Source organism: Mesomycoplasma hyopneumoniae J (genome assembly GCF_000008205.1).
In the GTDB taxonomy this organism is placed as follows: domain Bacteria; phylum Bacillota_I; class Bacilli_A; order Mycoplasmatales; family Metamycoplasmataceae; genus Mesomycoplasma; species Mesomycoplasma hyopneumoniae.
In genome coordinates this window covers 706,903-727,176 of record NC_007295.1, presented here as the reverse complement: position 1 = coordinate 727,176, position 20,274 = coordinate 706,903, and the positions used below count along the sequence as shown (strand labels likewise).

16 protein-coding genes are annotated in these 20,274 nt (G+C 26.6%); 14 read left to right on the top strand and 2 right to left on the bottom strand.

The window, feature by feature from the left end; translation table 4 throughout:
- The first annotated feature begins 12 nt into the window (after positions 1–12).
- From MHJ_RS02980 to MHJ_RS02945, 8 genes are all read left to right on the top strand, one after another.
- Complete coding sequence (locus MHJ_RS02980; protein WP_011284300.1) at positions 13–1,692, top strand: hypothetical protein; 1,680 nt, start codon at positions 13–15, stop codon at positions 1,690–1,692.
- Positions 1,693–2,453: 761 nt separating this feature from the next.
- Positions 2,454–3,110, top strand: coding sequence for a ribulose-phosphate 3-epimerase (locus tag MHJ_RS02975; RefSeq protein ID WP_011284299.1), 657 nt, complete (start codon positions 2,454–2,456; stop codon positions 3,108–3,110).
- On the top strand, positions 3,097–3,720 hold the full coding sequence (locus MHJ_RS02970; RefSeq protein ID WP_011206408.1) for a hypothetical protein: 624 nt from the start codon (positions 3,097–3,099) through the stop codon (positions 3,718–3,720). The genes MHJ_RS02975 and MHJ_RS02970 overlap by 14 nt, the downstream gene beginning before the upstream one ends.
- Positions 3,713–4,381, top strand: a complete 669-nt coding sequence (locus tag MHJ_RS02965; protein ID WP_011206407.1) for a hypothetical protein — start codon at positions 3,713–3,715, stop codon at positions 4,379–4,381. The genes MHJ_RS02970 and MHJ_RS02965 overlap by 8 nt, the downstream gene beginning before the upstream one ends.
- Positions 4,382–4,696, top strand: coding sequence for a hypothetical protein (locus MHJ_RS02960; RefSeq protein ID WP_011206406.1), 315 nt, complete (start codon positions 4,382–4,384; stop codon positions 4,694–4,696). It abuts the gene before it with no gap.
- Positions 4,683–5,138, top strand: a complete 456-nt coding sequence (locus MHJ_RS02955; RefSeq protein ID WP_011206405.1) for a PTS sugar transporter subunit IIA — start codon at positions 4,683–4,685, stop codon at positions 5,136–5,138. Before MHJ_RS02960 ends, MHJ_RS02955 begins: the two co-directional genes overlap by 14 nt.
- The gene (locus MHJ_RS02950) at positions 5,128–5,403 is read left to right on the top strand and encodes a PTS galactitol transporter subunit IIB (RefSeq protein WP_011206404.1); all 276 of its coding nucleotides are present in this window, start codon (positions 5,128–5,130) and stop codon (positions 5,401–5,403) included. Before MHJ_RS02955 ends, MHJ_RS02950 begins: the two co-directional genes overlap by 11 nt.
- A 15-nt stretch (positions 5,404–5,418) precedes the next feature.
- Complete coding sequence (locus MHJ_RS02945; protein ID WP_011284296.1) at positions 5,419–6,933, top strand: PTS ascorbate transporter subunit IIC; 1,515 nt, start codon at positions 5,419–5,421, stop codon at positions 6,931–6,933.
- Between the two features lie 318 nt (positions 6,934–7,251).
- Here MHJ_RS02945 and MHJ_RS02940 read toward each other — a convergent pair whose 3' ends face one another.
- On the bottom strand, positions 7,252–8,031 hold the full coding sequence (locus MHJ_RS02940; protein WP_044284696.1) for a MurR/RpiR family transcriptional regulator: 780 nt from the start codon (positions 8,029–8,031) through the stop codon (positions 7,252–7,254).
- 32 nt (positions 8,032–8,063) lie between these two features.
- On the opposite strand from MHJ_RS02940, the gene MHJ_RS02935 reads away from it, so the two are divergent.
- From MHJ_RS02935 to MHJ_RS02915, 5 genes are all read left to right on the top strand, one after another.
- The gene (locus MHJ_RS02935) at positions 8,064–9,539 is read left to right on the top strand and encodes a PTS mannitol transporter subunit IICB (protein ID WP_011284294.1); all 1,476 of its coding nucleotides are present in this window, start codon (positions 8,064–8,066) and stop codon (positions 9,537–9,539) included.
- Complete coding sequence (locus MHJ_RS02930) at positions 9,539–10,642, top strand: mannitol-1-phosphate 5-dehydrogenase (RefSeq protein WP_011206400.1); 1,104 nt, start codon at positions 9,539–9,541, stop codon at positions 10,640–10,642. Before MHJ_RS02935 ends, MHJ_RS02930 begins: the two co-directional genes overlap by 1 nt.
- Positions 10,633–11,061 carry a PTS sugar transporter subunit IIA gene (locus MHJ_RS02925; protein ID WP_011206399.1) on the top strand — a complete coding sequence of 143 codons (429 nt, stop codon included), beginning with the start codon at positions 10,633–10,635 and terminating at the stop codon, positions 11,059–11,061. The genes MHJ_RS02930 and MHJ_RS02925 overlap by 10 nt, the downstream gene beginning before the upstream one ends.
- Before the next feature lie 322 nt (positions 11,062–11,383).
- Positions 11,384–15,505 carry a hypothetical protein gene (locus MHJ_RS02920; RefSeq protein WP_044284695.1) on the top strand — a complete coding sequence of 1,374 codons (4,122 nt, stop codon included), beginning with the start codon at positions 11,384–11,386 and terminating at the stop codon, positions 15,503–15,505.
- A 268-nt stretch (positions 15,506–15,773) separates the two neighbouring features.
- The gene (locus tag MHJ_RS02915; protein ID WP_011284291.1) at positions 15,774–17,432 is read left to right on the top strand and encodes an IS1634-like element ISMhp1 family transposase; all 1,659 of its coding nucleotides are present in this window, start codon (positions 15,774–15,776) and stop codon (positions 17,430–17,432) included.
- A gap of 307 nt (positions 17,433–17,739) precedes the next feature.
- Here MHJ_RS02915 and MHJ_RS02910 read toward each other — a convergent pair whose 3' ends face one another.
- Positions 17,740–19,224, bottom strand: a complete 1,485-nt coding sequence (locus MHJ_RS02910) for a TrkH family potassium uptake protein (protein WP_011284290.1) — start codon at positions 19,222–19,224, stop codon at positions 17,740–17,742.
- 297 nt (positions 19,225–19,521) lie between these two features.
- Between MHJ_RS02910 and MHJ_RS02905 the strand changes: the two genes are divergently transcribed.
- Entirely contained in the window at positions 19,522–20,217 is a 696-nt protein-coding gene (locus MHJ_RS02905) for a potassium channel family protein (protein WP_011284289.1), read from the top strand.
- Positions 20,218–20,274: the final 57 nt, after the last annotated feature.

Here is a 20,274-nt window from a genome sequence, read left to right as displayed (position 1 = left end):
AGTCGTTGTTCAATTCGAAACATAGTTGAGCATGAAGTTCAGTTATTGTTTAATTGTAATTATGAGTATTATTATGAAAATTTTTTATTATATTACCTTAGTAATGGCTTCTATCCTAACCCAATTGAAAGAATTATTAGTTTAAATTATAAACAAGAAGATTATATTTATAATTTAAAACTAGAAGATATCACAAAAAGTGCATTTTTCTCCAAAAGACTCAATAATTTCCATTTTTATAATGATATTAGGTGTTTAATTGGCGGTTGAGCAAACGTTGAATATTGTGAAAAAAATGGAAAAGAAAATTTTGATTTTATCGATGAACTTCGTCCTTCCTATGATTTATACGACGGTAAAGGTTTTGAAGAAGTTGTTGCTGTTGTCTTTGAAAACTTTGATGATATTGAAAAATGCGAATTTTCAATCTCTTATCCGGCTGTCTTTTCAAAAATGTTTAAATCAAAAAGCGAATTAAGAGAAATTGAAGCTTTAATTATTAAGGAAATACAGGAAAGTGTTCCTTATGCAAAACCAAAAAATTTAGCAAATTATCACGAAAAAATCTTTGATTTTTTATCAAATAGATATGAATATAATTCAAAGTTTGTAGATATAAATAAAGCATATTTAGGACAAAATGTAGAAAATATTTACAATTTGTTATTAAAAGAGAATTATAATTTTAGTGAAAAAACCCAAATTCAACCAATTCAAAATGTATTTACTTTTGAAACTTATGAAAATTTGCTTAAAAAATTTGAAAAATACGGGATTAAAAAGCTTAACTTAAATATTGAAAATCGTGATAAATTTATTCTTAGTTGATTTGATAAATTTGGCCCAGAATATCGAAAATATTGCATCGAACTTTTTGGTAAAAAAGGCCAAACTTATTATGATAGTGTGAATAATTGGACAAATAAAATTGAATTAATCTATTTGTTGCAAATTTTATTTGGCCCAAAATATGAAATTGAAGGTCAATATTTTTACCCCGATAAACCTGATTATTTAATTCTACCAAGATGGGCGAAATTAAAACTTGAAAATTTCGAAATTTTTTACTTTGGTGGGCAAGAATACGGACTTTTTGATGAAATAATTTCCCAATTTGACTCAAAAAAGCCAGTTTTTTGATTTAAACCATATTACTACCCCGCCTATGGATCAGGCGAAGGATGAATTTTGCCAATTGCATTAAAAAATTTCATTTTATTGTATGTTGATAATCAAAAAATTTATTACTGATTTGGTCATTCAAATTTATATGATAATATTTATCAAGGTAAATACGAAATTTTAAAATATTATTTTAAACAAAAATTGGTCAAACTTGAACAAGATATTTTTCTGCGTGATGGCATAGATCCCGAATTTTTTGTTTCTAGATCACCAAGGTATAACAATTTATCTAAAAATGTGATTGAATCATCGAGGGAAGAATTAATTTTATATCGGGATGCATTGAATAAATATCTAAAAGAAATAGACCATGAATTTGATCGTTTTACAGACTTTCTAGAAAATACTAATTTATATAGCCAACAAGAAAAAGAATTAATTCTAGAAGAACACCCTCCCTTTTCTAGGGATTTGGATGGCAGAGATCAATATTATGAAGAAATTGCGAGAGTAGATTTTCGCGGTCATAAAAATAAAAAATATCTTGAGATAGAAGGGGAATCGTAGATCTTTTTATTAATTAATAAATTTAAAGACAAAAGATTTAAGTTTATTTTTAAAATTCTTAACTTGTTTTTCATTTTTATTATCTATTTAAAAATAGTAATTTTGATAGTTGAAATTATGTTTATTTGCAAAAATGTGCCTGAATTTTAGTGTAATTTATTTTTTGCAATTGATTAACATAATAACTTATTCTTTTAAAATATAATATTTTTAGGTATTTTCCCTAAAAAGTTTTTAATATATGTTAAAATTTTAAAACTAAAAAAAGTGAGTGTTCATAATTTTGTGTTTTAAATTTTTTAGGGATTTTTCAAATAGAAATCTAATTTAATTTTACATTATTTAACCGATTAGGGAAAATAATTTCTAATTGTTTTTTTAATTATATGTCAATTTCTTATTAAATTGTTTCATATACATCCAAAATTGACTCTTTGTGTCTATTTTGCATTTTTCTTTTTTATAAATTTGGCTAAATTCTTCTGTAAAATGTAAAATTGCGATTTTTACCCTTTAGATTTGCAATTTTGATGTATTTAGATTCATCTTCAGCTGTAGATTTGCATTATTTCATTTTGTCACACCTTTTTTGATAGTGCCAAAAATTAATATACTAATTTAAACATTGCTCCCTGTTTTTTATAGAAAACAAATGATTTTTTAATTTTTTTCGGTTGGAATGAAAAAAATTTTAAAGATGCTTGCAAAAAAAAAAAAAAAAGTAGAATTTAATTAACTACAAAAATCGTGAATGGGGTTTAGTGTTGGAATACTCACAAAGCATTAGCGCACTTAACATTTTTAAAGTAATTAAAATTTTAACAAAATTGCATAATAACGGCTTAAAATACGCCCATATTGATTTTGTTGATCAAATTTATGCCCCAAATTTTGGACTAAACTACCAAATTGCAAATTATTTAATAAAGTTATTCCCTAATATTGAATTCGATGCTCATTTGATGTGTAAAAATTCACTTGAAAAAGTTGAAAAATTAATTCAAATAGGTTTTAAAACAATTTTTTTACCCGCCGAACAAGTTTCAAAAACTGATTTTAAAAGATTAAATAAGTCTTATTCTAATATAAATTTTGGTTTAATGATTCAAGCCAATCAAAAAATTGAAGACTTTTGCGAAATAATTTCTTGTTCAAACGTCATTTTATTAATGACAATAGATAAAATTGGCGGAGTCGGTGAGCCCTTAAATCAGCAACTTTTTTTAAAAATTGGCGAAATTCGTTCGATAAATAAAAAAATTAAAATTTATACCGACGGTGGATTGCGCAAGGAAAATTGAATTGAGTTTGAAAAATGAAACGTTGATGTTGTAATTGGTGGTAGCATAATTTTTTCATATCCAAATTTTTCTGAATTCTCTAGACTTTGAGGAAATCAAAAAAATGCCCTTAATTAATATTGTTTTGTATTCAACGGTTGGGTTGCTGTTTCTTATTTTGATTTTTTTCATTTTCAAAAGATTATTTGAAAAAACCCCAGAAAAAATATCTCAATATAAACTAATTTCGGTAGAACAATTCACAATTGATGCTCTTGAAATTATAAATGCCTCTGCTGATGTAAAAGTTATGACAAATTTGCTCTTAAAAAATCGTTTTTCAAAACTAAATTATTCAGTTTTACCTGGTCTTATTGTCAATGAGTCAAACCTTTTTTTTGTTTCTAATATTATCAATTATCAAGTGGGTATTGATAAAATAATAATTGATGAAAACATTATTTTTTTGAAAAAAGGTAAGATTTTAAAGCAAAATTACTTTTCTAAAAGCCAATTTGACTCACTTTTTAAATTATTAGATAAGAAATTTTCTAATTCAAAAATTGTCATTTTAGTTGATGATCGGATTGATTTTAATCAAATTGACAACAAAACTAGATTTGAAATTTGAAGCCAAAACGATATTATAAAAAAACTAAGACAAAATAGTCAAAAAATTTACATTCCCAAAAAAATAATTGATTATTTTAGCTCAATTAACCAGTTTAATAAGGAGAAAAATGCTTAAAAATTTGTCTTGGTACATTTTAGCTGCTTGAATTATTTTTGTCCTTGTTCAACTTTTTATTTTTTTTATCTACAGAGTTAATCTAAAAATTAAATACTCTAAACTAAAAATTTCAATTAAACTTGATCTTGAAACGATAAAACAAGGTTTTATTAATAAATATCAACAAAAATTCATAATTTTATTAATTAAAGATTTTTTCTTAAAACCTATTTGAATCAGTGAAAAAATAATTAAAATTCCTAATTTTTATTTAGAAAACCATATTTATGGTGTAGTAAATTTGCTTTACTTTTATAATTTTTATCTCCTAAAAAGCAAAAAATCATTGCAAATTGATATTTTTATTTTTTCCAGTTTTCTTATAAGTTTTCATTTGGGTTTTTTATTTTCATTTTTAAGCTATTTAATAGTTAGTTTGTGTTTTTTGATTTTAACTGTTTTTGTGGTATTTCTGGATTTTTTTCTAAATCAAAAAATTTATTCACAATCATATAAACAATCAAAGCAAATTTTGCTAACAAAATTAGAAAAGGACGAATTTAAAGTGGCTAATTCATATTTTAAATATAAAAAACTCGCATTTTTAAAGAAGTATTTTTTGTTTTATCCGTTTTTATTACAAAATTTTATCAACAAATTTAATGCTTTGGGGAAATAAATGCGAAAAAAAGAATTAAAAAAACAACTTGTTGAATTATATGATTTTGAAATTAGCGAGCTTGAAAACAAAAGTGAAATTGAACTAGAAAAATTACTTCAAAAGTCTAAAAATGAAGCAATTATTTTAAAGAACAATCCAAATAAATTTTTTTATATCAAATCAATGCCAAAACCAAAAGAAATTCAAACAAAAACATCAACAAAAGCTGGCTGAATCGTCTTTTTTGCTTTTATTGGCGTTCTTTTGCTTGCATTTATATTGTTTATGACACTCGCTTTTATTAATATAGGAGGAAATAATGGAACTTTTTAATGAAAAAATGACTAAATTTTGTAAAATTAAAAACTGAAACCAAGCAGTTCATGAGGGCGTAAGGATCTTAGTTGAAAATAAAAAAGCAACTTACGATCTTGAAAAAGCAATCATGGAACAAACAGCAAAATACGGCGCCTATTATGTACTTGAAGAAGGTGTCGCACTTTTGCATGCCCCAGTTGGCGATTATTGTCTAGAAGTTGGAACTTCAATTTTAGTTTTAGATGAAATGATCACTTTTAATAACCAAAAAAATAAAAAAGCAAAAATTATTATTACTTTAAGTGCGCCAAATTCTAATGATCATATTGCTTTAATTCAAGAATTTGGGCTTTTTTTTGGTAATTCAGATTTCAAAAAAGAAATTTATGCTTCTAGAACAATTAAAGAATTTTATCAAATTATTAAAAAATACAAAGGTTTAAAAAATGAAAATTAAATGTGTTTGTGGTTCAGGACTAGGATCTTCACTACTTTTAGAGCTAAATGTTAAATCTGTCCTTGAAAAATTAAAGATAAATTATGACTCAGTTGAGCATACTAACATTTCCAGTTTTGATTCTTTTGATGTTGATTTAGTTATAATCGGCGCTGATGTTGCCCCAAGTCTTGATTTTGATAAAAGTAAAATGGTAATTTTGACTAATATTTTATCAAAAGAAGAACTCGAGATAAAATTAAAAAAAACTTTAAAAATAAGCTAAAAGAAAGGATAATTTATGAATTTTGGCCTCTGACTTTTAAATTTTTTAAAAGATTTTGTGGGCACACCGGCGCTTTTAGTTGGACTTTTTAGTCTAATCGGCGCAGTTGCAATGCGTAAAAGTTTTTCACAAATCATTATAAGTTCCTTTAAAGTTAGTGTTGGTTTTCTTGTCTTAGGTGGTGGTGCTGGAGTTTTAGTTTCCTCACTTAATTTTTTCCAACCGCTTTTTCAAAGGGTTTATAATTTAAACGGGGTGATTCCAAATAATGATGCTTTTGCTGGCGCTCTCACTGAAAGTCTGCCAAGTATTGCTACTTTAGGCTCGCTAATTATGGTGATTGCAATGATTTTAAATATTATTCTTGCAACCTTTTCACGACTAAAATATGTCTATCTTTCTGGACATGTTTTATATTATTCGTCACTGATGTTAGCCGTTGTTATGTATACTTCGGGTTATGATTTTCAAAATAATTCGAGTGATTTTGCAATGGCATTGATTGCTGGATCAAGTATTTTGGCGATTTATATGGTAGTTTCACCGTCAGTTCAGCAAAAATATATGTTCCAAATTACCGGCACAAATGAAATTGCCCTAGGTCATACTGGCGGATTTGGTTATGCCCTTTCAGGACTAATTGGTCAAGGAATTGCAAAAATTGCCAAAAAAAAGCCACTTTCAACCGAAGAAATTAAATTTCCCCAGTCACTGTATTTTTTTCGAAATACTTTAGTTTCAATTTCACTGACAGTTTTCTTATTTTATATTTTTGCTTTTTTACCTGCAGGTATTTTATATGAGTTAGGAAAATTTGACAAAGCTGCCGATGCAGGTGTAATTAGTATTTTAGCACAAAAAAATTGGGTGGTTACAATGATAATTTCGGCTTTTACCTTTACGGCCGGAGTTGAAATTATCCTTTTTGGAGTTAGACTTTTTATTGGTGAATTAGTGCCAATGTTTAAAGGATTTTCTGATAAATTAATTAAAAATGCAAAAGTTGCTGTTGATTGTCCAGTGGTTTTCCCCTATGCCCCAAATGCGATAATTATTGGCTTTATTTCTTCTTTTTTTGCCGGAATTATTGGATTTTTTATTACCCTTGGACTTGGATATTCAGCACTTATTCCGGCAATAATTCTACCAGGACTTGTACCTCATTTTTTTCTAGGGGCAACTTCTGGAGTTTTTGGAAATATCAAAGGCGGAATATGAGGAGCAGTTATTGGTTCTTTTGTTAGTGGGTTAATTATCACTTTTATTCCTGTATTTTTTGGCCTTGGAAATTGAGTGCCATTAGCTACAAATGAACTTGGAAATTTAATAAAAGGGACTAATAAACAATCACTAATTACGCTAAATTGAGGAGATACTGACTATTTTATTGGTTATATTCCCGGGATTCTTGGTCTGATTCCAAAAGCTGGGAAATATATAATTTTAGGTTTGAGCCTTTTTGTATATTTTGTTTTCATAATTGATGGAATTATTAAAAAACACTTTAAAAATCGAGCTAAACCCGCTTAAGAATGATTTTTTCAAATTTACTATAAAAAATTTATCTATTTATATTTTTAAAATTTTAATACTCCAAAAATAAAAAATACTATAAATTAAAGTATAATTTTTAAATTGCTTTTTTTGGTTTTAAAAATTAGAAAATTTTCTTTAATTTAAAGACTAATTCAAATTAACATAAAATGTTAAAGTGAATTAGTCTTTTTTTATTTTTTAAAAAATTTAAAATAAAAAAGTAATTTTTATTTCTTTTTGTAAAATTAATTTTAAAAATATAAATTATCGTTTTAAAAACTTAAAATTGATTGTGGTATATAAAAATACCGACTAATTTTTCAACAAATTAATAATTTGCATTACTAAATATATAAAAGAAATACGTGCAGAGGTGTGATTTTCAAGAACATCTTCATTTTTAAAAGTTAAAAAACTAATTAAAGATTGCTTATATAAATTACTTTCAAAATTTCCAGTAAAAGCGACAATTATACAATTTTTTGCTTTCATTTTATTAACTAATTCATCAATTATTGAATGCATCCCGGAGAAACTAAAAAAAACACAAACACTTGAGTCAATTGATTTTTCAGTCCATTTTTGTTGAACCTCAAAATCATAATGATAATCGATATGATATTGCAATTTTGATAAATAATTTGCAAAAATATTGATAGATTCTAAATTTGAGCCTTTCCCAAAAAGCATTATATGTCGAGTTTTTTGTAATAATTTTACAAATTTTATCATCGAATTATAGTTTAGATTATAAATTTTATCAAGATTATTCATTATCAACAGATGATATTTGCTTAAAATTTGATTTTTTTGACTAATTTTGTTCTCAGAATAACGTTTTTTTTGGAAATTTAAATACGAATAATTGCGATCTAAAGCGGGCAATAAATCTTTTAGCCCTTTAAAACCTAGTTTTTTACAAAATTTTATAACTGAAGCAGTTGAACAATTTGCACTTTTGGCAATTATTTCCAACTTTAAAGACATTATTTTTTGAATATTTAAAAGCAAAAAACTGGCAATTTCCTTATCAATAAAATTCCGATTTTGCTTTAATAACAATGAAAGTTGATCAATTAAATTACTATTCATTTTTAAAAATTATACCAAGAAAAAGGAGTTTTATGGCTAATTTGTTCAAAATGCTTAAAACTAAAATTCAGGCATTCGGCTCACTTTTAGGCCAAATGATTATGCCAATTATTGGGATTTTTATAGCCTGAGGTTTGTTGACATCCTTTTTTATCCCAACAGGCTGAACCCCAAATAAAGAACTAGCAACAATGGTCAAAATCGGGATTGTCTATATTATTCCAATTTTAATTTGTTTTTTAGGAGGATATAAAATTTATAAAATGCGGGGCGGAGCAATTGCTGGTATTGTTGCAATTGCATCAGTCGCCGCTGGCCAATCAGAGACTTTTTCCCAAATCACTGGCGGAACCGCACCGATGCTAGTTTCAGTTATGCTTTTTGGCCCAGTTTCTGCACTTATTTTAAAACATAGCGAAAAATTTTGGATTCATAAAATTCCAAGTGGCTATCAAATGTTGGTGAATAATTTTTACCTTGGCATTCTCGGCTTTGTTCTGCTTCTTCCAGTTTATTATTTATCAATTTATTTTATTGGATATTTTATAAAATCACTCGGGATTCTAACAGCAAAAATGGGACAGTGAAAATTATACCCACTAATTGCTTTAATTGTCGAACCCGCAAAAATACTCTTTTTAAATAATGCTATAAATCACGGCGTTTTTACAACTTTGGGTGCAATTCAAGTCACTGAAACCGGCAAGTCAATTTTGTTTTTATTAGAATCAAATCCCGGACCGGGGTTAGGACTTTTGCTGTTTTATTTAATTTTTTCAAAAGAGAAAATTATTAAAGGTCAAGCAACCTCGTCAATTCCTATTCATTTTTTAGGCGGAATTCACGAAGTTTATTTCCCTTTTGCACTTTTAAGGCCAATTTTGATTTTGGCCTTAATTGCAGGCGGGGTTTTTGCGAATGCAATTTTCCAAATTTTTAATGTTGGTGCAGTTGCTCCTGTTTCGCCAGGTTCAATTATTGCTCAATATCTTCAAGTTGAAAAATCAACAAATTCACTAGTTGGGCTTACAATTGGAATTTTTGGCTCTGCGGTAGCGACTTTAGTTGCCGCTTGAGGAGTTAATTTTTTGGCTAAGTTGATTAATAGAAAAAAAACAAAAAAAGAAACTTTTGCCTTAGAAAGTGCCAAAAAATTAGTAGAAAGTGAAAAAATAAAACTAAAAAAACCAACTGAAAATAATCTAAATTGAAAACAAATTGTTTTTGCTTGCGATGCAGGAATGGGTTCTTCAGTGATGGCGGCCTCAATTTTTCGAAAAATTTTAAAGGAAAATGGAATTAGAAATGTTGAAATTACTAATTTAGCAATTGCAGATTTAACAGGGGCTGAAGAAATTATCATCACAATTCAAAGTCTTGAGGATCGTGTTAAAGCGAAAAATTCAACAGCAAAAATTATTACTTTAACTCAATTTTTAGATAAAAAATCTTATGAAAATTTAGCAAAAAAAATTAAAAAAATACAAGAAAAAGAAGGATTTTTGTAATGAAAGTGGTTCATTTTGGCGCCGGAAATATCGGGCGCGGGTTGATTGCAAAACTATACCATCAAAATCAATTTGAAATTATTTTTGTCGATGTTAATCAAAATTTGGTTAATGATTTGAATAAGAACGGTTTTTATTATGTCATTAATTTTGAAAATGGTGAAAAATATAAAATAACTAATTTTCAAGCAATCCATTTAAATAACAAGGAAAATTTATTAAAAAAATTAAGTTCAGCTGATATTATTTCAACCTCAATCGGCGCAAAAAACTTGGTTTTTCTTAAATCAATTTTTGCAAAATTAGCAAAAATTGAAGAAAAACATAAGCAAATTATTTGCTTTGAAAATGGTTATAGAGTAAGTTCTTATTTTAAGACTATTTTGGAAAAGTGCCAATTTTGAAACTTTGTTGATACAACAATTGACCAAATCGCGCCAAGTTCAAATGATTTAAACGTTTATACAGAAACATTTTCAGAAATTATTTTAGAGGAAAAGCAACAAAAAATTAAGCTAAAAACTGTTGAATATTTGGAAAATCTCGATTTTTTTATTCTTAGAAAGTTGTTTTTTGTCAATGCCTTACACTCAGGAATTGCCTATTTTGCTTATAATTTAAAGTTTAATTTTATTAATGAGGCGCTAAATTCCGTCATAATTCAAAATTATATTGAAAAAATGAAGGAAGTTTTACAACAGACAGTTTTGATTATAAATCCCTTAATAGAACAAAAAATAATGAATGAATATTTTGAAACCACAATAAAAAGGTTCAAAAATCCCGTTTTGCAAGATTTAGTTGTGCGAGTTGCAAGAAATCCTATTACAAAAATTTCAAAAAACGAAAGATTTGATTTGTTATTAAAATATGCAAAAAAATCGAAAATATCATCTGAAAAGTTAAGTATTATTTATGAAACTTTTGCTTATATATTAAATTTTGACTGAGAAAATGACAATCAGGCGCTCGAAATGCAGAAAAAATTGGCAGAAAGTCCCGAATTTTTCCTAAAAAATCAAACAAATTTAGATATAAATGAAATTAAATTAGTGCTAAATTTTTATAAAAATCAAAAGAAAAGGCTGAAAAAATGAATTTAAAACTCGAAAATATTCATTTAAATCAAATTATTACCTCAAAAAAGCAAGCTTTTGAAAAATTAATTAGAATTTTCCAACAAAAAAACTGTTGTGAATTTGAATATTTGCAGTCAATGGAAAAACGAGACCTGGAATCTTCAGTAGCTTTAGGAAATTTTTTAGCCTTACCGCACGGAAATTTTGAAGGAAATAATCTAATTTTTAGAAATTGCATCGAAATTGTCCACCTCAAAAACACACTTAATTGAGACGGCCAACCTGTTAAATTTGTTATTGGGCTTGCGGTTAAAGATTCTGAACAAATTGATTATATTCAAAAAATCGGCCTTGCCTTTATTGATGTAGAAAAAGTTGAAGAAATTCTGAATGATTCTGATTTATCAAAGCAAAAAATTTTAGATTGAATTATAAATAATTAAAAAAAAGCATATTTTTAATGCTTTTTTGTTTTAACTAGCTTCTTTAAGCAAAATTCAATGTGTTAAAATTTTATTTTAGTTTCTTAAATTTAGAGTTAAAATGTTTAAAAATAAGGTATTTTGAAATTTTTTTATTACTTTTATATTTTTTTGTGATAAAATTATCTAGTTTTTAAAATTGAATTTCCTGAGCTTATCCAATAAAATTTTAAATGATCTATTTTGATTTTAAATCTACAAAATAGATCATTTTCTTTTTATTTTAAAAAAAACAAAAATTAAATTTCTGTGATGGAAAAAAAGAAAAAAAGTGAGAAAAATAATGAAAATTGTCAAAAAAAACTTGTTTTTAATCTTTGGAATCGCTGGGATTGTGGTTTCATCTTTTTCGGGCATTATAATTTTGAGTACAAGAAGTTTAAATTATGAAAGAATTTATAATTATGAATATAAATATAATAAAAATGGTGATATTTTAGTAAATTTTGTCTTGAGTAAAGAATTTGCAGGTAAAATTGTAAGGTCTAAATTCCAAAATAAAAATTTTGATTCCGAGTTTGTTTCTTTTGAAGTTGACAAACTCGGTAATTTAACAATAAATCACCCTTTAAATCTTGATGATTCCTTCAAATTAACTTCAATCGAAATTCAAGGATACCAAATTTTTAAAGCTACCTATGAAAATGCGCCAATTTTTAAACCTGTTTTTTGAAATACCGTAACTGAAAAATTACAATTTAACAAAAATCTTACCGCAAATCGAGATGTTTTTTTAATTTTAAAAAATGAGGAAGGATATAAAATTGAAAAAAATGTCAATGTTGATTCAACCGGTGCAAGTTCAAAACTAACCTCTAGTCTACTAAATTTAGATCAAAAATTGGCTCTTCGCGGCATTTATTTTTTTGATGAGAAAACAAAAATGAATCAACCAATCAATTTAAACGATCTTTTTGTTGAATTTGATGTTAAAAAACCACTCAAAAACCTTGCTAAAAATTCAGAACAGGCAAAAATTTTACTACCAAAAAATACAGAATCTTCAAAAAATGAAACAATTCAGGAGAAAAAATTTTCAATAATTCAAAAAGTAGCGCAAAATGAAGACGCTGTTGATGTTTATTTTAATTTTATTGATCCTGAATTAACATCTTCAAATTTGGTTTTGACGATAAATTCAGAAGATGGACAAACTAAATTAACCTCAAAATATGGATATTTTGATTTTGATAAGAAATTATACCACTTTTCTTTTGACAAAATTTTAACGAATAAAAAATATTATTTGTCAAATATTCATTATTATGATTCAAAAAATAAACTAAACGATATTAAGATTCAAAACAATATTGAAGATTTTTCATTTGTAAAATATTTTGAACCAATAAAATTAAAAGAAATCAAACAACTAAAAAGTGATTTTATTGACCAAATTTGGGCAAATTTGGAATTAGAAGATGAAAATAAAACATTAAAACAAGGTGATATAGTTAAAATTTTTGCAAGTGAAGGCGAAAAAAATATTGAATCTATCGGTGAAATTTTAGAAGAAGCTGACAAACTTTTTCTAAAATTTCATTTTAATGTTTTACCTAATAAACAAATTGAGATTAAAAAGTTAGAACCTTTTAAAATTCAAAAAAAATTATGGCTTGAAAAAGAAAATGGATCAGAATTTCACAAAAACATTGCAAAAACAAATCTTTTTTCACTAGAAAATAAAATTGAACTTAAACAAATTGAGCAAACAAATTTTGATTCATTAAAAATGGACCTAACTTCTGATCAAATTAATCTCGATCGCATTCAAGTTAATGTGAATTTTAACGAAAAAGATGCCAAAACTAATAAGACAGTGGCAACTAATTTTAAAAATTTTAACTCAAAACTAGTTTTTGACAACATAAATCTTGAAAATAACAAAAAATATTTAATTAATAAAGTTAATTTTCGCCAAAATAACAAGGTAGTTCCAATTGATTTTAGCAATAATTTTGTCTTTGATACCGCGATTTTAACATTAAAGGAACTCAAGTTTAAGGAATTTTCTACAGATAAATTAGTTGTTAGTGCAAAAATACTTAATAATAATGGTAAAAAATTAGTTTTAGTCCTAAAAAGTAATAATGAAATTTTCCGATCTATTTCAAACAAAATTCAAGGCGAAGATGCTGAATTTGTTTTCGAAAAAATTGATTCTAATAGAATTTTTACTTTTGAAAAAATTGAAACAGACGAAAAATGAGTTGCAGTTAATAAATTCGAGATTAAAATTGAACCAAAAGGAATTGAAGTTGTCAAAGATAGTGCAAAATTTACTGATTTAACAATTAATTCGGCAAATTTTAGTGTCGAATTAAAAAGTTTAGATAATGTTTTTGGTGAAAATCAAATAATCAGCGCGGTTTTAACAACAGAAAAAGGTGAAAAAACAGGCAAATTTCAAGGTAGAATTAAAAAAACTAATGAAAAATGGGTGCTAAATTTTAATTTTATAGGACTTAAAAGTGAAACAAAATACAAAATTCAACAGTTATTTTTCAATAATAAACCAGAAAAAGCTTGAAAAAATTATAATTTAAACAATCAACAAGGCGCTTTTTATGATGCAAATGGTCAAAATGCAGAAAAATTTGAGTTTATAACTATTAAAAACACAGTCGGATTGACGATTTCTGATGAAAGCTCATCACCTTTTGATAAAAAACGAACTCTAAAAATTCAATTTACTGAGGGAAATAAATTTAGTGCCAAACAAGCAAAATTAGTTTTCCGTGAAATAGGGAACTCCACAAACAAAGAATTAGAGTCAGAATTTTTTGAAAAGAATGGGAAAAACGATAACAAAACAATAATAAATCTTGAAAAGACTAATACTTTTTATGAATTAGTGGCGGTAAAAAATTCTGATAATACAAGAATTACGGTCGATAAGTCGCAAAGTAGTAAAATTATTGTAAATGAAATTTTCAAGGATTCAATTCCTGTTTTTTCAAGCCAGCATCCAAATTCAATTGATGCAATAATTCCTTTTAATGACAATCTGGGAAAAATTAAGGAAAACGACAAGGCAAAAATTATTTATAAAAATAGTAAAAATGAGACTTTTGAAGTCGAAGCAACTGTTGAAAACTCTAGTCAAAATAATCAAATATCCAATAAAAACAAGACTAATTTGCAATACCTAAAGCTAAAATTTCAAGATTTAACTATAAACGAAAAGTACCAAATTGAAACTATTGAATTTGGAAATGAACAAAAAATTAATTACTATAATAAAGAAAATTCAGAAAAATTCAGTTTTCAAAGCGAACTTAATTTGGTGAATGGCCTAAAATTAGATGAAAAAAATAAACTTCTTAATTTGGAAGTTTATTCAAATTTTGATTTAAGTCAGAGTAATTTATTTTTTAATTTGGAACTAAAAAACCAAGAAAAACAGGATTATTTTCTTAAATTTTACAAAGCACAAATTGAAAAACTAAGTAATTCAGCAACAAATTCTGCTCATAAAAAATCGAATTTTCACTTTAAATTCAGTTTTAATTTTCTAAAATCTGAAATTGAAAAAATTAAGACTGGAAATTATATAATAAAATCATTTACTTGAAAACAAAATCCAAAAAAGGAAATTTTGGAGATCAAAAATTCAGCTACAACAATAAAATTAACAAGTTTTGATGATATTAGAACTGAAATGGACAAAAAATGAGCTGAATTTGCAAAACAAAATTTGTGAAAATTTCCGCAGGAAATTTCCGAAAGCGAAATTCAATTAGCACTAACAAAAACAAATTCAACACTTTTTAGTGACCTAAAAATCGTAAAGGATGAAAAATTAACGACTTATTTAGAACCTAGATATGAGCTTAATTATTTGGGAAATACTTTCACAGGTTTTCTAAAAAAAGAGCATTTTAACTATGTAAATTATAACATTTTGAAAAATCCAAGACAAATTTGGGGTTTTGGTGATACAAAATATTCAACTTATTTTGGGTATAAATATCGTCCAGAAAACGTTTTTGACGAAGGAAATACTTACTGATATTTAGATAATAACTGGAGTGATAAAGCTAGTGAATTTAAAATGATTCCGCAAAATGTTAGACAATATCCGCATGGTTATTATGTTGAAACGTTTCGCCTACGCTTTTTTGATAATGGTGACTATACGCCGGTTCATAAAAACAATTGATGACACGATTATATTAGTGTTTCATATGAGGATATGGAAGGAAAAATTCATCAATTACCAAAGGAAAATATTGCAAAACCGGAAAAAATTATCGGAGTCGGGGGCCAACTTTCAGTTACAGTAAATGTTAAAAAACGATTAAAAAAGATAATAATTTACTTTAATAACAAGATGGGGAACAAATATATTTCGATTGCACGAATTCATTTTGTAGGAATTGCTAATAAAAATAAGGATTTTAATTAAAGCTGATAATCATTAAGCAATAAACAATCTAGAAATTTTTAAAAAAACCTAGGTTTTTTTTAAAAATTTCTTTGAAAACTGAAATTTAGATTAGAACGGCCATATTTTTTTCCTGAGTTTCCCAGTTTGATGGCGAAAATTCACTTTTTAGTGAATATGAATATGCAGAAATCGCCGTAAATCGGTGTTTTTTACCCGTAAAACCTTAATTTTTATTAATTACAATTAATTACAATTTTAAAGTAATTTTATGGTATAATTATAAATTATGAAAAAGCATAATTTGATTTTGTTTAATGTTTGAGGATCTTCAAAAGATAAAATATATAAATATGTTGGCTGAACACAAGGTTATGGGAAAGCTCCAAAACGTTGATTTAGTATAGGAAATGTGCAAACTTTGGAAAAAATTAATCCAAATGCTATTCAAATTATCAAAGAAAAATTGAAATTATTTTCAAATTTAGATGACAAAGATAAAATCAAGACAACTTTACTTGATTCTCTTAAAAATTCTGCCATAATCGAAGGTTCGGTTTTTATTGGTGGGGAATTAATTGAAAAACTTATTGAAAAGCACAATATTTTTGAATCACTTCCTAAAAGTAGGCATAAAAATATGAAACAAATTTTTAACTACTTAATTTCAAAGCGAATTACTGATCCTGGTAGCATTATTAATGCTTTTGATAAAAAGGATGATTACTCAAATCAAATAAATACTTCCAAAAATAGCTTTTATAGACTCTTAGATCTTGTCTATGAATCACAAAATCAACTTTTAGATAGTCTTAACAAAATGGTTATAAGCGAGCTTGGAAAAAGGGACAATGAATTTTATTTTGATTCATCAACAGTCTATTTTGAGACATTTGAAAGAAATGGATTAAGAATTCCTGGCTATTCTAAAGATGCTAAATTCAAAGAAGATCAAATTGTCATTGCTTTAGCATGCGATAAAAATGGCATTCCTTTTCATATTAAAGTTTTTAAAGGAAATACAGCCGATTCTAGTACGCTAATCCCTTTTGTATTAGATATTGAATCCAAATATAATATCAAAAATATGACAATAATTGCTGACCGTGGCATGTCCACTGCTGCAAATATTCGATTTCTTGAATCAAAAGAATATAATTTCATTATTTCTTATCGTGCAAAGATAGGCAGTCAAAAATTTAAAGATTATTTATTAGATCCTAGCGATTATGTTGATGTAAATGCAGATTTTAAGTATAAAAAAGAAGAATTTTATTCATCTTATAAAAATAAAAGATACACTGAAAATATTAGAAGAAGAGTTATTACTTACAGTAAAAAAAGAGCAATAAAAGACAGCAAGGCTCGCGAAGAGCAAATCCAAAGTTTTATTAAAAAACAAAATAAAGATGGTTTTATTGAAGTAAACAAATTGTTTGGTAAAAAACCTAAATATTTTAGGGAAATTTCAAATATGAAATTTGAATTAGATCAAAGTAAAATTGACAAGGACAAACAATTTGATGGTTACTATGTCTATGAAACAAATATACTAAATTTAAATGTCTTAGACATAGTTGAAAAATACCAAAAACAGTGAAATATTGAAGCTAATTTTAGAAGTCTAAAAGGTTTATTGAATATTCGTCCTGTATTTTTAAGAATAGATGAGCATATCCTAGCTCATACATTTTTGTGCTTTATCTCATTAGTTATTTTAAAAACTATAATTTTTAAAATCAACAAACATATTAGTGATAACAAGTTATTTGCAAACAGTCAATTAACTGAAGTTGGTTTAGTAACGATGTTGCAAAAATTAAGACAAAGGGTTGAATTTAACACTTTAGATCAACAAATGATATTTAAAAATCGCGATGGTGTTCCTAGCAATCCCAATATTTGAAATAGGTATGATTTCTACTTTGATATCTTAATAAATCAGTAAAAAAATAGGTAATTAACTTTTGGCAAAAAACTTAAAAAAGCACGGGAAACCGGACACTTTTTTAAAATTATCTCATCAAACTGGGAAACTCGGGAGAAATTTTTAAAAAAACCTAGGTTTTTTTTAAAAATTTCTTTGAAAACTGAAATTTAGATTAGAACGGCCATATTTTTTTATATTGTATTAAATTATAAATTGAAATTACCGGAATAAGAAAGCCAAAAATATATAAAAATCAATGTTTAGGTTAAATCAGTATACTAACTTACTGTAATTTATAGTGTTTTTTAAATTTTAAGTATATAAATTACCCAATTAAAATATCTTCTGTAATATAAGTTTTATTCTGTTTTCCGATATTATCGCCTTGTCAAACATAAATAAATGAAGTAATTCCGAGCTGTCCAATCAGCATTATAATCATAAATCCGACCTGAGAAACAGTTGACAAGTCGCGAATTAGTCCAGTTGATAGTCCTGAGGTTCCAAAAGCAGAAGTAACTTCAAAAATTAAATGATGAATTTGGTATGGAATAGTTTTGCCTCTATTAATTGAATCATCAAGGGAAAAACTAGCAACAAAAACAAGAAAAATTACTAAAACAAGTGAAATAAAGAAAACAATTGAGGCTGAAACAACTTTATCTGTAGTAATTTTTCTTCTAAAAGCATTAACATCTTGGGATCCACGAATTCTTGAAATAATTACAAGGATAAAAATCCAAAAAGTTGTAACACGAATTCCGCCACCTGTTGAAGCCGGCGCAGAGCCGATAAACATTAATAAACTTGTTAAAAACGTGCTTGCTTGTGAAAGTTGTTTTAGATCAAAAGTTAAAAAACCAGTCGAACGCGACATAAAATTATGAAATAAAAGTGCAAAGGACTTATCAAATCAGTTACCATTTTCGACCTGATTTCAAAAAGTAAGATTGGATTTTGAACTCGCCTCAAAAGCAATAAATAAAATAAAACCAAAAAACGAAATTACAAAATAACTTAAAAGTGAAATTTTTGAGAAAAGTGAAAAGCGAAAGTTTTTCACTTTCTGTTTTGATAGTTTTATCCGAAAATAACTATAAAAATCAAAAATTACGGGATAACCAATCCCGCCAATGATTGTTAAAATTATAATAATAATCTGCAAAAAATAAGAATAATAATAAGGCTCGAAACTATAGGCGCCAATTATATCAAAACCAGCATTATTGATTGCAGAAATACTATGAAAAATTGCAAATCTTAGTGATAAAACTAAATTTTTATATGGACTTTGTTGGAAAGAGAATTTTTTTGGGCTAATTTCATAATAATAAAAATGAAGCATTAGCGCCAAACTTGAAATTAAAACTAGAATTAAAAAGAGGTTAATTGAGATTTTAATTACACCTTTTAGATCATTTAACCTACTTGATCCTCTTTCAATTTTGAGAATTTCACGAGATAAAATACTAATTTTTTTTCCAAAAATCAAGTTAAAAATATAGAATTTTACCGCAAAAATTCCAATTCCGCCAAGGGAGATCAGAATTGCAATTATAGTCTGGCCAAAAACATTAAAACTTGTTCCGGTATCAACCAAACTAAGTCCGGTATCGCTAAAGGCAGAAACTGAAGTAAAAAGTGCGCTGAGAAAACTAATTTTGTCAACGGCGTTTGTATGTGCAAAAGGCGTAACTAAAAAGCCAGCACCAAGAAAAATAACTATGGTATAAACAGCAAAAATTATATGAATTTTTTTTAGCCGAAAAAGTGATTTTAGAAAACTTTTGAAATTAATTTTCAAATTCATTTTTCCCCGTTTTGATAAATTATTCCTTGTTTTCTAGTGTTTTTTATATATCAGTAAGCTAAAAAATCTAAAATAAGCCCATTTTTCAAAGTTAGTGATATAATTATACTAGTTTTTATAAAAATCAAAAGCAAAAATCTAAAAGAAAAATAATTTTTTTATATCAATCAAAAAATGCTATAAAAAAAAGTGTTTTTTTGATTTAGTTAGATAAAAAATTTTATTTATAAAATTTTAAATTTATTTTTTTTGGATAATTTTAAAAATTTTTTCAATTTTGGTCTACAATTTAGTCAAATGAAACGAGCAAATATCTGTATAATTGGAGCAGGGCGACTAGGGAGAGCGGCAATTTCCCAGCTTGCTGAATCAGGTCATAATGTGATTGTGATTGATAAGAAAGCGGAAAATCTTAAATTTATTCGTGAATTTGCGACTATAGAACCCATTATTATGGATGCAAGTGATATTAACGCGATGCGAAATGAGGTTGGGCTTGAAGATATTGACACGATTATAGTAGCCACTTCAGATAATATTGAAATTATTGCAACTTTATTAGAATTACAGGCCGAAATTAATTTATTTAATAATTTAAAAATAGCGGCCCGGGCAGTAAATAAAAGGCACGCGCGGGTTTTAAAACAGATTGGCGTTGACTGAATTATTAGCCCTGAAGAAGAAGCTGGAATTAAAATGGCGCTTTTGACGGTGGATAAAAATTTTCTTAACTATGCCGATAGTCTTAAAGAAATTGCAAATGGAGTTTTTGCCGGAAGTGTTAATGTAAAATCGCCTCATTATATAAACAAAAGTATTAGAAATGCGAATTTACGTCAATTTAATGTTAATGTGGTTTTAATTAAAAGAAATAAAGAAACTTTCTTGCCAGCAGCCGAGACAATAATTCAGTTAAATGATGAAATTACGATTATTGGAAAAATCGGTGATGTTGCAACAGTTTTACAAAAATTAGAATCAATCAAAAAGTAAAAAAGTGTATGTTTTTATAGGCTTTTTGTAAATTGTTTGATTAAATTAGCAAGGATT